We start from the raw sequence: 14211 nt of genomic DNA on the forward strand, positions 1-14211 counted from the left end.
CCTGTGCGGCCCGGGCCCGACCCGGCCCCGGGCCCGACCCGGTACGGGCGTGTCAGGCGAGCTCCGGCCGTCGGGACGTCAGGCGAGGCCGCGGCGGGCGACGGCCGGGGGGCGGTGGCCCTGGATGGACCGGACCATGTCCAGGATCTGCCGGGTCTCCGCCACCTCGTGGACGCGGTAGACCTGTGCGCCCAGCCACGCCGAGACGGCGGTCGTGGCCAAGGTGCCCAGCAGGCGTTCCTTGACCGGCTTGTCGAGGGTCTCGCCGACGAAGTCCTTGTTGGACAGGGAGACCAGGACCGGCCAGCCCGTCGCCGTCATCTCGTCCAGCCGGCGCGTGGCCTCCAGCGAGTGCCGGGTGTTCTTCCCGAAGTCGTGTCCGGGGTCGATCATGATCGCGTCGCGGCGGACGCCCAGCGCCGCCGCCCGCTCCGCCAGCCCGACCGTCACGCGCAGCACGTCCTCCATGACGTCCTCGTACGCGATCCGGTGCGGCCGGGTGCGCGGCTGCACACCGCCCGCGTGGGTGCAGACCAGGCCCGCGCCGTAACGCGCGGCGATCTCCGCGAGCTTGGGGTCCACCCCGCCCCAGGCGTCGTTCAGGACGTCGGCCCCGGCTTCGCACACGGCCTCGCCGACCTCGTGCCGCCAGGTGTCCACGCTGATCACCACGTCGGGGTGGCGGCGCCGGACCTCGGCCACGAAGCCGACCGTGCGCCGTGCCTCCTCGGCCGCGTCCACGTGCTCGCCGGGGCCCGCCTTGACCCCGCCGATGTCGATGATCGCCGCGCCCTCGGCGATCGCGTGCTCGACCCGGTCCAGCGCCGGCTCGTCGCGGAACGTCGCGCCCTGGTCGTAGAAGGAGTCCGGCGTCCGGTTCACGATGGCCATGATCACCGGCTCGTGGGTGTCGAACTCGCGCCTGCCCAGTCGCAGCATCCTGCTCTTTCCTCCTTCGGCGGCCCTTGCGCCTCGCCTGCGACCTTAACCTGGTGGCCGGAGTCTCTCAGGGGAGTTGATCGTGTTCTTCTTCTTGATGATCGCGCTGGTCGTGGTCGTGGCAGCGGTCACCCTGGCGGTGATCGGCGGCGGTTCGGAGGCCGTCCTGCCGGAAGCGGAGCCGGACCGGGTCGCGGACGGGCTGCCGGAGACCCGGCCCGTCGTACGGGCCGACATCGACGCGCTGCGGCTGCCGGTCGCCCCGCGCGGGTACCGCATGGCCGAGGTGGACGACGTACTGGAGCGGCTCGCGGCCGAACTGGCCGAGCGGGACGCGCGGATCGCGCAGCTGACGGCCGCCGCGGCGCCCGCCGCCGCCCCGTCGGACGCGCCCGGGCACGTCGACCTCAGCAAGGGCGGTGAGCGGTGAGCGGCTCGGTGGCGGGTGCGGACGGGCTGCTGCGCTGCCCGTGGGGGCTGTCCACGCCGGACTACGTCGACTACCACGACACCGAGTGGGGCCGTGCGGTGCACGGGGACGACGCCCTCTACGAGCGGCTGTGCCTGGAGGCGTTCCAGTCGGGGCTGTCCTGGATCACGATCCTGCGGCGCCGCGAGGGCTTCCGCAAGGCCTTCGCGGACTTCTCGATCGCGGCGGTCGCGGAGTTCGACGACCGCGACGCGGAGCGGCTGCTGGCCGACGAGGGGATCATCCGCAACCGGGCCAAGATCGAGGCGACCCTGGCCAACGCGAAGGTCCTCGCCGGATGGGAGCCGGGCGAGCTGGACACCCTGATCTGGTCCCACGCCCCCGAGGAGCCGGGACCGGCACCGCTGACGGTCACCGAGGTCCCGGCGGTCACGACGGAGTCCACCGCCCTCGCCAAGGCGCTGAAGAAGGCCGGCATCCGCTTCGTCGGCCCCACGACGGCCTACGCCCTGATGCAGGCCTGCGGGCTGGTCAACGACCACCTGGCCGACTGCGTCGCCCGCGACCCGGCCTGAGCCGGCCGGGCCGGGCCGGATCGCGGGAGGTGTCTCAGCGGCCCAGGTACTTCGGCGGCTGCTTCGCGAGGAAGGCCTGGACGGCGATGGAGTGGTCCTCGGAGGCCCCCGCACGGGTCTGGAGGGTGTCCTCGTGGGCCAGGGCCTCGGAGAGCGTGTGGGAGGCCCCGTAGGCCAGGGACTCCTTCAGCGCGGCGTACGCGACCGTCGGGCCGGCCGCCAGCGCGCGGGCCACCGCCTCCGCCTCGGCGTGCAGGGAGTCCGAGGGCACCAGGCGGTTGACGATGCCGAGCTCGTACGCCTCCTGGGCCTTGATCGAACGCGGGAACAGCAGCAGGTCCGAGGCGCGGGAGGCACCGATCAGCCGGGGGAGGGTCCAGGAGACCCCGGAGTCGGCGGTCAGCGCCACCCCGGCGAACGAGGTGTTGAAGGAGGCGGTGTCGGCGACCACCCGGAAGTCCGCCGCCAGCGCGAAGCCGAAGCCCGCCCCGGCCGCGACGCCGTTCACACCGGCCACCACGGGCTTCGGCATCTCGGTGAGCGCCCGCACGATGGGGTTGTAGTGGTCGGCCACCGTGGTCATGGTCAGCGAGGTGCCGGTCTCGCGGTCCGAGGCGAGGTTCCCGATGTGCTCCTTGAGGTCCTGGCCCACGCAGAAGGCCCGGTTCCCGGCCGCGGTGAGCAGCACGGCCCGTACGGCGGTGTCGGCGGCCGCCGCCTGGACCGCGTCGCGCAGGGCGACCTTGGCCTCGGTGTTCATCGCGTTCATCGCGTCCGGGCGGTTGATCGTGATGGTGGCGAGTCCGTCGGTCACTTCGTAGAGCACGCTGTCGGCCATGGCAGGGGGTCCCCCTTCGTCGCGGGCTTGGCTACCGGTCGGTACTGTCCGGTACAAAGGTCAGCATGGCGGACCGGACGTGGCGCGCACATGTGATGTGCGTCAAAGAAAGCCGATGCCGCTTCCCGGTTGCGGCGGCGAAGTATCGCAGGCGGATCCCCGAAATGAGTGGTTTTGGTCGAGCGCGTTGCCCAAGCGTTCCCTTGCGATGTTGGTCATCGGGTCCTGACATGCGGGATAATGGCTGGGAAGCAATGTGTTCGATGCCGGGTATTAGGCGCCTGAACGGGGCCGTCGGCTGACGATGAGCTGGTTTCAGGAAGGGGAACGAGCATGGCGGCCATGAAGCCGCGGACGGGCGACGGCCCGCTCGAGGTCACCAAGGAGGGGCGGGGCATCGTCATGCGCGTACCGCTCGAGGGCGGCGGTCGGCTTGTCGTCGAGCTGACCCCTGATGAGGCGGACGCCCTGGGTGACGCCCTGAAGAAGGTCGTCGGCTGACCCCACGGGGACACCGACAGCACTCCCGCCTTCTGCTTTTCCGTATTCTCTGCGCTGCCCCGACCGTGATCCCGCGGCCGGGGCAGCGTTGTGTCGTCGTCCCTGGACCCGAGCCCTCCGGAGCCGCGCCGTGCCCTTCACCCCGCCCGCGCCGCCCGCCTTCGCCGACTGCACGCCCCGCCAGAAGGCCGCCCGGATCCTCTCCGACGCGCTGGCCCCGGCCCATCTGGTGGTCGCGCTGCTCCTGCTCGTCGGATGGCACAGCACCACGGCGTGGGCCGGGCTCGGCTGGGGCCTGTTCGCCGCCCTCTTCTGCGGGGTGGTCCCGATCGGGATCATCGCCCTCGGCGTCCGTCGGGGCGCGCTGACCGACCAGCACATCCGCATACGGCGCCAGCGGGTCGTCCCGATGGCCCTGAGCCTGCTCTCCGTCGTCGCCGGGGTCGCGCTCCTGCACCTGCTGGGCGCCCCCCGGGACGTGTTCGCGCTGGTCGTCGCGATGCTGGTGGGCCTGGTGTCCTCGCTGCTGGTCACGGTGGTCTGGCAGATCTCGATCCACATGTCGGTGGCCGGCGGCACCGTGATGATCCTGCTGCTCGTCCTCGGGCCCCAGGTGCTCCCCGCGGTGCTCGTGGCCGCAGCCGTGGGCTGGTCCCGGCTGGTGCTGAAGGCGCACACCCCGGCCCAGCTCCTCGCGGGCACCGCGCTGGGCGGCACCGCGGCCCTCACCTTCGCGCTCCTCGGCTGACCCCGCGGGGCCGATGCCCCGCGGCTCAACGGCTCAACGGTTCAAGGGCTCAGCGGCGTACGGCGCACAGCAGTCCGTCGCCCACCGGGAGCAGCGCGGCCTCCAGTGCGGGGCTCTCGCGGACGCTGCGCAGCAGCTCGCGGACGCGCAGGACCTCCACCGGCTGGGCCGCGGAGTCGACGGTGCGGCCGTCGGAGAAGACCCCCTCGAAGCACACCAGTCCGCCGGGGCGCAGCAGCCGCAACGATTCGGCGAGGTAGTCGAGGGACTCGGAGGGGTCCCCGTCGCAGAAGACGAGGTCGTATCCGCCGTCGGCGAGGCGCGGGAGCACGTCGAGGGCGCGGCCGGGGATGAAACGGGCGCGGTTGCCCGCGAAGCCGGCGGCGCGGAAGGCCTGGCGGGCGAAAGCCTGCCGGTCCGCTTCGGGATCCACCGTGGTCAGGACCCCGTCGGGGCGCATTCCGTGCAGCAGGTGGATGCCGGAGACGCCGGTTCCGGTGCCGATCTCGGCGACCGCCTTGGCGTCCGCGGTGGCGGCCAGCAGGCGCAGCGCGGCCCCGGTGCCGGGGGAGACGGACCTCAGGCCCGCTTCCCTGGACCGGTCGCGGGCCCATCGCAGAGCGTCGTCCTCGGCGACAAACGCGTCGGCGAACGCCCAGCTCGTCTGCCGGTTGCCGGTAATGACCCTCTCCTGTCCCCATAGTTGGCGCAACGGTGACTGTATCCGTTGACGTCGGGAACCCGCAGATGGGACCGGGCGTTGTGAAGGGTGGAGGCGGGATAAGAAGGGACGGTGCCGGGCAGATCGACGGCCAGGACCGCTCCCGGACTTAAACCTCGCGTAAAGATACTGCAAAAACGCTTATCCGGAGCTGACAGAGGGGGTGGCTATGGTAGGGACTCCACTGGACACCACCAGAGCCGACAGGGGAGGTGCGGCTGCGCCTGTGGATCGTAGGGGCGTACTGAGACGCCTCTTCTGGTCGGCGGGTGAGCCGAAATCCGTGACCTACATTGCTGACCGCTTCCACACCGCCGACGCCGCAACCACCGCGACCTTTGCCGCCGATGCGGGCTCCCAGGCGTGGACCCCTCCTTCATGGGAGGAGATCGTCAGCACGCACAGCGCGCGGGTCTACCGCCTTGCCTACCGTCTGACGGGTAACCAGCACGACGCCGAGGACCTGACGCAGGAAGTCTTCGTCCGCGTCTTCCGCTCGCTGTCCACGTACACCCCCGGCACCTTCGAGGGCTGGCTGCACCGCATCACGACCAACCTGTTCCTGGACATGGTGCGCCGCAAGCAGCGGATCCGCTTCGACGCGCTCGGCGACGACGCCGCCGAGCGGCTGCCGAGCCGTGAGCCGTCCCCGCAGCAGGTCCTGCACGACACCCACTTCGACGCGGACGTGCAGCAGGCGCTGGACACCCTCGCCCCCGAGTTCCGCGCGGCCGTGGTGCTGTGCGACATCGAGGGCCTGTCGTACGAGGAGATCGCCGCGACGCTGGGCGTGAAGCTCGGCACCGTGCGCAGCCGTATCCACCGGGGCCGTTCGCACCTGCGCAAGGCACTCAAGCACCGGTCCCCGCAGGCCCGTGCCGAGCAGCGCGCGCTGGCCGGAGTGGCGATGGGCGCACCCGGCGCCGGGGGAGAGGGCGGAGCCGAGTGAGCGACGTCAGTCCGTCACCCGCCGAACAGCACCTGGGAGACCGGCTCGCCGCCCTGGTGGACGGGGAGCTGAAACACGACGCGCGCGATCGGGTCCTGGCCCACCTGGCGACCTGTGCCCGGTGCAAGGCCGAGGCCGATGCCCAGCGACGTCTGAAGACCATGTTCGTGGAGAGCGCGCCGCCGCCGCTGTCCGCGGGGCTGCTGGCGCGGCTGCAGGGGCTGCCGGGCGGCGGCCTCGACGATCCGTCGGGTCCCCTGGGTCCCGCCGGTCCCGGCCGTCCCGCCGACCCGGCGGGCACCGCGGGCCCCGACCCCTTCGACGCGTTCGCGTACGGGCTGCCGGTCGCCGCCCGGCCGCGGCCGCAGGAGGGCTTCCGCATCCACGAGGTGGGCCGTCCGCGCCGCAGGTTCGCCTTCGTCGCCGCCGGGGCCGTCTCGCTGGCCGCGCTCGCGCTCGGTGGCGCCCTGCCGTTGGAGGTGGACCCCAACCTGCGGGGTGATTCCCCGGCCCCGGCCTCCCGGCCCGGGCCTGCCCTGCCGGCGGCCGATCAGGGGGTCCGTGACCGCCTGCCCACCCCCGAGGCCGTCCCGACCCTCCTGTCGGCCGTGGCGACCCCGCTGCCGCCGCTCCAGCCCACCCCGCAGTACCCGGCACGCCCGGTCTCCCTGCTGCGCTGACGCGGGACCTGATTGAATCTTCGGCACATGCGCATAGGTACGCGGGGAGCGCCCATGGCCGACAGGCAGCAGACCGACCCGGCTCCACAGTGGTGGAGCCGGCCCGAGGGGACGGCCGGGGACGGCCGCGGCGAAGGGGTTCCCGCGCCACGGCCCGAAACCGGGGGCGAGGACCACGTACAGGACGCGGCCCCGGGCGTGTCGGACCTGACCCCGGACGCGCCGGCCGCGGATCCGGACGTGTCGACTTCGGCTCCGGGCGTGTCGGATCCGACCCCGAGCGCACCGGCCGCGGTCCCCGCGGTGCGGTACGACCCCTGGGGCGCCGAGCCGTTGCAGGTCGTGGACCGGGGCCGGACGCCGCGCGGGATCCGGCTGTGGCAGGTGGTGGCCATCAGCCTCGGAACGGCCCTGCTCGCCGGCAGCGTCGGCGGCTACCTCGGCGTGCTCGCCGAGCGGCGGAGCAGCACTCGCCTGGAACTCCCCCAGGCCGCCGCCGCCGACCGGGGCCGGGCCCCCGAGAGCGTGGCCGGGATCGCGGCCACCGCACTGCCCGGCGTGGTGACCCTGCACGTCCGCGGCACGAAGGGCAGCGGTACGGGTACCGGCTTCGTGCTCGACCAGCAGGGGCACATCCTGACCAACAGCCACGTGGTGGCCGACTCCCAGGAGATAACGGTCACCTTCAGCACCGGCGAGAGCGTCACCGCCCAGCTGGTCGGCCGTGACTCCGGCTACGACCTGGCCGTGGTCAAGGTCGGCGGGGTGCGCGGGCTCCAGCCGCTGAGCCTGGGGAACTCCGAGAACGTGAAGGTCGGGGACCCGGTGGTGGCCATCGGTGCGCCCTTCGACCTGTCGAACACCGTCACCGCCGGCATCATCAGCGCCACCGGCCGGCCCGTCACCGCGGGCGGCGACAAGGGCGACGGCAGCGACATCAGCTACGTCGACGCGCTGCAGACCGACGCCCCCATCAACCCGGGGAACTCCGGCGGCCCGCTCCTCGACGCGAAGGCCCACGTGGTCGGCATCAACAGCGCGATCCGCGGGGCCGACAAGGAGGATGCCACCCGGCAGGGCGGCTCCATCGGGCTCGGCTTCGCCATCCCCGTCAACCAGGGCAAGCGCGTCGCCGAGGAGCTCATCCGCACCGGCCGCGCCACGCACCCGGTCATCGGGGTCACCCTCGACATGGACTACTCGGGCGACGGGGCCCGGGTCGGGGACAAGGGAGAGGACGGCAAGCCGTCCGTCGTCGCCGACGGACCGGGCGCGCGCGCCGGGATCCGGGCCGGGGACGTGATCACCAAGGTGGACGGCCAGCGGGTCCGCGGCGGCGACGAGCTGATCATCAAGATCCGGGCCCACCGCCCCGGCGACCCGCTGGACCTCACCGTGCTCCGCGGCGGCCGCGAAAGCACACTAAAGGTGGTCCTCGGATCGGCGAACGGCTCATGAGCGCGGGATGACGACAGGGTGAAACCGCCGCGGAGGCGGTACGCAGGTATGGGCGCGTGGACAACGCCGGGTACCGTGTGTCGGGGCCCGAAGTGATAGAGAGCCGAGGAGCGGCAAGGTGTTCAACGACATAGGCGCACTCGAACTTGTCACGATCGTGGTGCTCGGCATCCTCGTCTTCGGACCGGACAAGCTGCCCAAGGTCATTCAGGACGTCACGGGCTTCATCCGGAAGATCCGGGCGTTCTCGGACAGTGCGAAGCAGGACATCCGCTCCGAACTCGGCCCGGAATTCAAGGATTTCGAGTTCGAGGACCTGAACCCGAAGACCTTCATCCGCAAGCAGCTGACGGAGAACGAGGACCTCAAGGAGATCCGCACCAGCTTCGATCTCCGCAAGGAGCTCAGCGACGTCTCCGACGCCGTGAAGAGCTCGGAGGCCGGCGCCGCCCCGGCCCCTTCGGCCACGGCCGCAGCCGGCTCCGCCACGCCCGCCGTGACCGGCCCGGACCTGCTGAAGAAGCCCGCCGCCCCGGCCCCGGAGGAGCGCTCGCGCTTCGACGCCGACGCCACCTGACGCGCGGCCTTCCCGGCGATCCGCGGTCGGATGGCTATCCTCCATCTGTCCGGATCGCAGGACGCCCGAGGGAGGGGGTCCCCCCAGCACAGCGAGGGGGAGGGCCGTTCCGGACCCCACGGAACGAGAGGCCGCCCAGATGGAGACGACGAGCAGCAGCCGGGTAGGGGCACAGACCGCGGAGGCCCCCGCCCCCGCAGGCGCACCCGCCCAGGAGCCGGATACCGGCCCACACAGTGATACGGAGCCACAGGAGGCCCCCGCGCCCGTACCGGCGGCCCGCCGGACGGCCGAGGGCTTCCTGGCGGCCGACTTCCCCTGGTACGGGCTGGACGGGGCCTTCACCGGTCCCCGCTGGCTCATGCAGGTCGCCGTGGCCGCCGACGGCACGGTGGAGCACGGTTCCACCGGCCACGGAGACGAGCCCTCCGCCCGGGGCGAGCTCGCCACCGGTGAGAAGGAGCGCTTCGCGGTGGTCATCACCGTCGCGAGCAACCCGCTGCGCCGCAGCGGAGACGGCACCGGCGTCCTGGAGGCCACCTCGGTCGCCTCGGCGGCCTGGCTGGCCGGCTCCGGGCTGCTGGCGTACAGCTGGCCCGGACAGATGGACCACGCGCTGCGCAACGACTGGCTGGACCAGCAGACCGAGGCCGCGTGGGAGCTGGCGGACGACCTGGCCGGTGAGGACTGGTCCACGCTGTCGCTGCCGGTGGACGGGGAGCCGACACCGTTCCACTACCGCGAGTCGGAGTTCGGCTGGGTGCTGGCCGGCTCCACGGGCAGCGGAGTCCACCTGGGCGCGTACGGCCGGGGCATGAGCGCGTACGGGCTCGGCTTCTCGGCGATCGGGGACCTGGCCTCGTACGAGTAGCCGTACGGGTACGGGCAAGCGGAAGGGCACCGCCTTGCGGCGGTGCCCTTCTCACGCTGTGCGGCCCCTGCGGGCCACCGCTCCGGTGTGCCCGCCCGCTCCATCCCCCAAGGGCTTCGTCCAGGGGGGACCCTCAGGCCGAACGACCGTCCACACCGGGGCGGTCAGAACTTGTTCCGGGGAGTGATGCCCAGGGACATGCCCGACAGGCCGCGCGCCCGGCCGCCCAGCTTGCCCGCGATCGCGCGCAGGGCCGCGCCGGCCGGGGAGTCCGGGTCGGACAGGACGACGGGCTTGCCCTCGTCGCCGCCCTCGCGCAGCCGGACGTCGATCGGGATCGAGCCCAGTACCGGCACCGTCGCGCCGACCGTCTTGGTCAGGCCGTCCGCGACCTTCTGGCCACCGCCCGAGCCGAAGACGTCCACCATCTCGTCGCAGTGCGGGCACGGCAGGCCCGACATGTTCTCGACCACGCCGACGATCTTCTGGTGGGTCTGCACGGCGATGGAGCCGGCCCGCTCCGCGACCTCGGCCGCGGCCTGCTGCGGGGTGGTGACGACGAGGATCTCCGCGTTGGGCACCAGCTGGGCCACGGAGATCGCGATGTCACCCGTACCCGGCGGCAGGTCCAGCAGCAGCACGTCCAGGTCGCCCCAGAACACGTCGGCCAGGAACTGCTGGAGCGCGCGGTGCAGCATGGGCCCGCGCCACACCACCGGGGCGTTGCCCGGGGTGAACATGCCGATGGAGATGACCTTCACGCCGTGCGCCGACGGCGGCATGATCATGTTCTCGACCTGGGTCGGACGGCCGTCCACACCCAGCATGCGCGGCACGCTGTGGCCGTAGATGTCCGCGTCGACCACGCCGACCTTCAGGCCGTCCGCCGCCATCGCCGCGGCCAGGTTCACCGTGACGGAGGACTTGCCGACACCGCCCTTGCCGGACGCGACCGCGTACACACGGGTCAGCGAGCCCGGCTTGGCGAAGGGCACCTCGCGCTCGGCGGTGCCGCCGCGCAGCGTGGCCGCCAGGTCCTTGCGCTGCTCGTCGCTCATCACGTCGAGGGTGACGGCGACGGAGGTGACGCCCGCGACCTTCTCGACGGCCTCGGTGACGTTCTTCGTGATGGTCTCGCGCATGGGACAGCCCGACACCGTGAGGTAGACCGTGACGGCGACCTCTCCGCCGTCTCCGATCTCCACCGATTTGACCATGCCGAGCTCGGTGATCGGCCGGTGGATCTCGGGGTCGTTCACCGTCGCCAGTGCGTCCAGGATCGCGTCCTGCTCAGGCGCGGCGGCGGAGCTTGTGTCGGTAGCCATGCCCCGATGGTACGGCTCGGTAGCAGGCCGCAGGAAAGCCCGTCAGCGGTCGCCTTCGTCACGTTCGGCGGGGAATAGACGCCGCTCGTCCATCTCCTTGATCAGGTCCTGGAACTCGGACCTGATCCAGTCGCGGGTGGCGACCTCGCCCAGGCCCATGCGCAGGGCGGCGATTTCCCGGGTCAGGTACTCGGTGTCGGCGATGGAGCGCTCGTTCTGCTTGCGGTCCTGCTCGTGGGTGACCCGGTCGCGGTCGTCCTGCCGGTTCTGCGCGAGCAGGATCAGCGGAGCCGCGTAGGAGGCCTGGAGCGACAGCATCAGCGTCAGGAAGATGAACGGGTAGGGGTCGAACCGAAGGTCGTCCGGCGCGAAGATGTTCCACAGCACCCAGACGATGATGACCAGGGTCATCCAGACGATGAACCGGCCGGTGCCCAGGAAGCGCGCCACCCGCTCCGACAGCCGCCCGAAGGCCTCCGGGTCGTACTCGGGCAGCAGCGACCGCCGCGGGGCGCGCGGCAGGTCCAGGCGCACGCGTGAGCGCGTCAGCGCGCTCGATCCGGCGCCCGAGGACCTCCCGGCGCGCTCGCCGGAACGTTCCGCCGCTTCCGCCGCCAGCCCGTGCTCGCGCGCCTGCGTCCGGGCCTGCTCGCGCCGCTCCCGGATCTGCTCGCGGCGCCGCTCGCGCGCCTGCTCGCCCCGCCCGCGGTCGAAGCGTCCTCGTTCAGCGGCCACCGACGGCCTCCTCGGAATGGAAGTCCGTCTCCCGCCAGTCGTCCGGCAGCAGGTGGTCCAGCACGTCGTCCACGGTCACCGCGCCCAGCAGCGAGCCGCTCTCGTCGACCACCGGCACCGCCACCATGTTGTAGGCGGCGAGGTGCGTGGTGACGGCGGGCAGCGAGGCGTTCGGCCGCAGCGGCGGCAGGTCCGTGTCCACGATCGAGCTGACCAGCGTGAACGGGGGGTCCCGCAGCAGCCGCTGGAAGTGCACCGTGCCCAGGTACTTGCCCGTCGGCGTCTCGTCCGGCGGCCGGCACACGTACACCTGCGCCGCCAGCGCCGGCGACAGGTCCGCCTGCCGTACGCGGGCCAGGGCGTCCGCGACGGTCGCGTCCGGCCGCAGCACGATCGGCTCGGTGGTCATCAGACCGCCCGCGGTGTTCTCCTCGTAGGACAGCAGGCGGCGCACGTCGGCCGCGTCGTCCGGCTGCATCAGGGTCAGCAGCCGCTCCTTGTCGTCCTCCGGCAGCTCGGAGAGCAGGTCGGCCGCGTCGTCCGGGTCCATCGCCTCCAGGACGTCGGCGGCGCGCTCCTCCTTCAGCTTGCCGAGGATCTCCACCTGCTCGTCCTCGGGCAGCTCCTCCAGCACGTCCGCGAGCCGGTCGTCGTCGAGGGCGTTGGCCACCTCGGCGCGCCGCTTCGGCGTCAGGTGGTGCAGCACGTTCGCCACGTCGGCCGGGCGCATCTGCTCGAAGGTGGCGACCAGGTTCTCGGCGCCCTGCCCGTGCTCCTCCAGCGAGAAGCCGGTCACCGCCGACCACTCCACCGTCAGGGCCTCGCCGCGCCGGCGCAGCGCCCCCGACTTGCCCTTCCGTACGAAGATCCGGTCGATCTCCCAGTCCCGGCGGGCCGGCAGCTGCTGGATGGCCACGTCCAGGACGGTGACCTCCTCGCCGCTCGCGACCAGCGTCACCCGCCGGTCCAGCAGCTCGCCCAGGACCAGGCGTTCGGTCGGGCGCTGCTCGAACCGCCGCATGTTGACCACACCGGTCGTGATGACCTGCCCGGACTCCACTCCGGTGACGCGGGTCATCGGCAGGAAGATCCGCCGCCGGCTGACGACCTCGACCACCAGGCCCAGCAGCCGCGGCGGGCGCCCGCCGACCCGGAGCATCGCGACGAGGTCGCGCACGCGGCCCACCTGGTCGCCGTTGGGATCGAAGACGGGCACACCCGACAGATGCGAGACGAAGATCCGCGGGGCGCCTGCAGCCATCCGAGCGCCTCCTAGTGCGTCGATCAAGAGTCGTGCCGCCCCTCAGGCTAGCCCGTGCCGCCCGAAGGCGTCCTGGTGGGGCGGTCCGCCCGGGGGCGGGCGAACACCGGGGCGCGGTCGCGGGGCTCGGGGTACGGGCGGGTACGCTGCCTGCTGCTCGCAGACGACCGACGAGAGGCACCCGCCCGTGACCGCCTACTTCCCTGCCGCGCGGCTGCGCCGGGCCGCCTTGATCGGTGTGATGTGCGCGGGCCTCGCCGTCACCGGTACGGGCTGCGGGGAGGACCCCGACGAGGGCACGAACGGCGTCGGCAAGCTGTCCGCCGACAAGATCGAGGCGAAGGCGAAGGCGGCCGCGACGGAGGCCGACTCGGTGCACCTGTCCGGCACGCTGGTGAGCGGCGGCAAGTCCTTCACGCTCGACATGCAGCTGAAGGCGGACGGCGGCTCCGGCGAGGTGAAGTCCAACGAGGACACCTTCCAGCTGCTGCGCGTGGGGGAGCAGCTGTACCTGAAGGCGAGCGCGGCGTTCTGGGGCCAGTCCGATTCGGCGGGCAAGCTCGGCGACAAGTTCGTGAAGGTGCCCGAGGGCGACCCCTCGTACAAGCAGTTCCGCGGTTTCACCGACATGGACGTGCTGCTGGACGGACTGCTCGGACTGGAGGGCAAGCTCGCCAAGGGCTCGTACACCAAGGTCGGGCACACCCGCGCGGTCCAGGTCACGGCGGACGCGGGCAAGGGCGGCAAGCTGTCGGTCTCGCTGGAGGGCACCCCGTACCCGCTGATGATGGAGCGGGCGGGCGGCGCCGGCCGGGTGGAACTCGCCGAGTGGGGCAAGACGTTCCCGCTGGAGGCACCCGCGCAGGACCAGACGGTCGACTACGGGTCCCAGCTGCCGACGACCAAGGACCAGGGCGGCGCCCCCGCCCCGGCCCCCTCCAAGGGGTCCGGCCAGGGCGCGAACCCGACGAAGCCGTAACGATCCGCCGGGTCGGGCGGATGCGGCCCTGCCGGGGCCGGGCGACCCGGCAGGCACCCCTCCCCGGCACCCCCGTACGGCAGCTCAGCCCCGGGCGGCCTTCTTGCGCTTCAGCAGCAGCTTCGGCAGGCCCGCCGGGACGGCCTGGCGGGTCGTCGCCGGGGACGGCAGCGGGACGGCGGCCAGCGAGCCGTCCGGGAGCTGCGCCCGGACCGCTTCCGGCTCCAGCCGCAGCAGCCGGCACTCCCGCGCCCACCGCTCGGTCATGTCCTCCGAGTCGGACGCGTTCAGCCGCTTGCCCTTGAGCTCGGCCACGGCCGCGTGCCACTCCTCGCCGCGGGGCGCCAGCTCCCGTACCGTCGCCGTCCATGCCACCAGCCGGCCGCCCTTGTCCTTGCTCCGCACGGTCACCTCGGCACGCGCACCGTCCGCCAGCCCCGGGAACGGCTGCTCGCCGGGCCCGTCGCCCAGTACGTGGGCCGCGCCGTCCACCCAGGCGTGCCACAGGGCGCGGTCGGCCCCGCCGCCGCGCACCCAGATCAGGCCGGACTTCTTGGTGGCCTCCTCGACGAGGGCCAGGTCGAGCGTGCTGAGAGTCATGCCGACAGGGTAGGGGGTCGCTCC

16 protein-coding genes and 1 pseudogene are annotated in these 14211 nt (G+C 72.5%); 10 read left to right on the top strand and 7 right to left on the bottom strand.

The annotated features are described in order from the left end of the window. Positions 1-78: 78 nt before the first annotated feature. Positions 79-939 (bottom strand): dihydropteroate synthase, encoded by an 861-nt coding sequence (folP, locus tag JYK04_RS27310; RefSeq protein ID WP_189732766.1) that lies wholly within the window; start codon positions 937-939, stop codon positions 79-81. A gap of 76 nt (positions 940-1015) precedes the next feature. Between folP and JYK04_RS27315 the strand changes: the two genes are divergently transcribed. Then, positions 1016-1369 (top strand): DivIVA domain-containing protein, encoded by a 354-nt coding sequence (locus JYK04_RS27315; protein WP_109781240.1) that lies wholly within the window; start codon positions 1016-1018, stop codon positions 1367-1369. Further along, the gene (locus JYK04_RS27320; RefSeq protein ID WP_189732764.1) at positions 1366-1944 is read left to right on the top strand and encodes a DNA-3-methyladenine glycosylase I; all 579 of its coding nucleotides are present in this window, start codon (positions 1366-1368) and stop codon (positions 1942-1944) included. Before JYK04_RS27315 ends, JYK04_RS27320 begins: the two co-directional genes overlap by 4 nt. Before the next feature lie 34 nt (positions 1945-1978). Here JYK04_RS27320 and chcB read toward each other — a convergent pair whose 3' ends face one another. Continuing rightward, positions 1979-2782 (bottom strand): 2-cyclohexenylcarbonyl CoA isomerase, encoded by an 804-nt coding sequence (chcB, locus tag JYK04_RS27325; RefSeq protein ID WP_189732762.1) that lies wholly within the window; start codon positions 2780-2782, stop codon positions 1979-1981. Between the two features lie 333 nt (positions 2783-3115). On the opposite strand from chcB, the gene JYK04_RS27330 reads away from it, so the two are divergent. Together JYK04_RS27330 and JYK04_RS27335 are read left to right on the top strand one after the other, a co-directional pair. Further along, positions 3116-3283: a DUF3117 domain-containing protein gene (locus JYK04_RS27330; RefSeq protein ID WP_003966491.1), complete on the top strand. Its 168-nt coding sequence runs from the start codon at positions 3116-3118 to the stop codon at positions 3281-3283. Between the two features lie 130 nt (positions 3284-3413). Beyond that, on the top strand, positions 3414-4031 hold the full coding sequence (locus JYK04_RS27335; RefSeq protein WP_189732759.1) for a hypothetical protein: 618 nt from the start codon (positions 3414-3416) through the stop codon (positions 4029-4031). A 49-nt stretch (positions 4032-4080) separates the two neighbouring features. Here JYK04_RS27335 and JYK04_RS27340 read toward each other — a convergent pair whose 3' ends face one another. Next, entirely contained in the window at positions 4081-4743 is a 663-nt protein-coding gene (locus JYK04_RS27340) for an O-methyltransferase (RefSeq protein ID WP_030385883.1), read from the bottom strand. 178 nt (positions 4744-4921) lie between these two features. On the opposite strand from JYK04_RS27340, the gene sigE reads away from it, so the two are divergent. The 5 genes and pseudogenes from sigE to JYK04_RS27365 all read left to right on the top strand — a co-directional run bounded on the left by sigE (position 4922) and on the right by JYK04_RS27365 (position 9287). Further along, on the top strand, positions 4922-5701 hold the full coding sequence (sigE, locus tag JYK04_RS27345; protein WP_189732757.1) for an RNA polymerase sigma factor SigE: 780 nt from the start codon (positions 4922-4924) through the stop codon (positions 5699-5701). Continuing rightward, a pseudogene (locus JYK04_RS27350) lies at positions 5698-6180 on the top strand (anti-sigma factor family protein); the annotation flags it as partial. The gene sigE and the pseudogene JYK04_RS27350, both read left to right, overlap by 4 nt. Before the next feature lie 255 nt (positions 6181-6435). After that, positions 6436-7839 (top strand): S1C family serine protease, encoded by a 1404-nt coding sequence (locus JYK04_RS27355; RefSeq protein ID WP_189732753.1) that lies wholly within the window; start codon positions 6436-6438, stop codon positions 7837-7839. Positions 7840-7957: 118 nt separating this feature from the next. After that, positions 7958-8416, top strand: coding sequence for a sec-independent translocase (locus JYK04_RS27360; RefSeq protein WP_189732751.1), 459 nt, complete (start codon positions 7958-7960; stop codon positions 8414-8416). 139 nt (positions 8417-8555) lie between these two features. Continuing rightward, positions 8556-9287, top strand: coding sequence for a hypothetical protein (locus JYK04_RS27365; protein ID WP_189732749.1), 732 nt, complete (start codon positions 8556-8558; stop codon positions 9285-9287). A gap of 164 nt (positions 9288-9451) precedes the next feature. On the opposite strand, the gene JYK04_RS27370 is transcribed toward JYK04_RS27365, so the two are convergent. The 3 genes from JYK04_RS27370 to JYK04_RS27380 form a co-directional block, all read right to left on the bottom strand. Continuing rightward, positions 9452-10612: an Mrp/NBP35 family ATP-binding protein gene (locus JYK04_RS27370; protein WP_229874953.1), complete on the bottom strand. Its 1161-nt coding sequence runs from the start codon at positions 10610-10612 to the stop codon at positions 9452-9454. Between the two features lie 42 nt (positions 10613-10654). Continuing rightward, entirely contained in the window at positions 10655-11230 is a 576-nt protein-coding gene (locus tag JYK04_RS27375) for a DUF1003 domain-containing protein (RefSeq protein ID WP_033219039.1), read from the bottom strand. Between the two features lie 106 nt (positions 11231-11336). After that, the gene (locus tag JYK04_RS27380; protein ID WP_189732747.1) at positions 11337-12608 is read right to left on the bottom strand and encodes a magnesium transporter MgtE N-terminal domain-containing protein; all 1272 of its coding nucleotides are present in this window, start codon (positions 12606-12608) and stop codon (positions 11337-11339) included. A 241-nt stretch (positions 12609-12849) separates the two neighbouring features. Between JYK04_RS27380 and JYK04_RS27385 the strand changes: the two genes are divergently transcribed. After that, positions 12850-13587: a hypothetical protein gene (locus JYK04_RS27385; RefSeq protein WP_189733686.1), complete on the top strand. Its 738-nt coding sequence runs from the start codon at positions 12850-12852 to the stop codon at positions 13585-13587. Positions 13588-13671: 84 nt separating this feature from the next. Here JYK04_RS27385 and JYK04_RS27390 read toward each other — a convergent pair whose 3' ends face one another. After that, positions 13672-14187, bottom strand: a complete 516-nt coding sequence (locus tag JYK04_RS27390; RefSeq protein WP_189732745.1) for a hypothetical protein — start codon at positions 14185-14187, stop codon at positions 13672-13674. Positions 14188-14211 lie beyond the last annotated feature (24 nt).

The sequence above is a fragment of the Streptomyces nojiriensis genome, assembly GCF_017639205.1.
Taxonomy (GTDB): domain Bacteria; phylum Actinomycetota; class Actinomycetes; order Streptomycetales; family Streptomycetaceae; genus Streptomyces; species Streptomyces nojiriensis.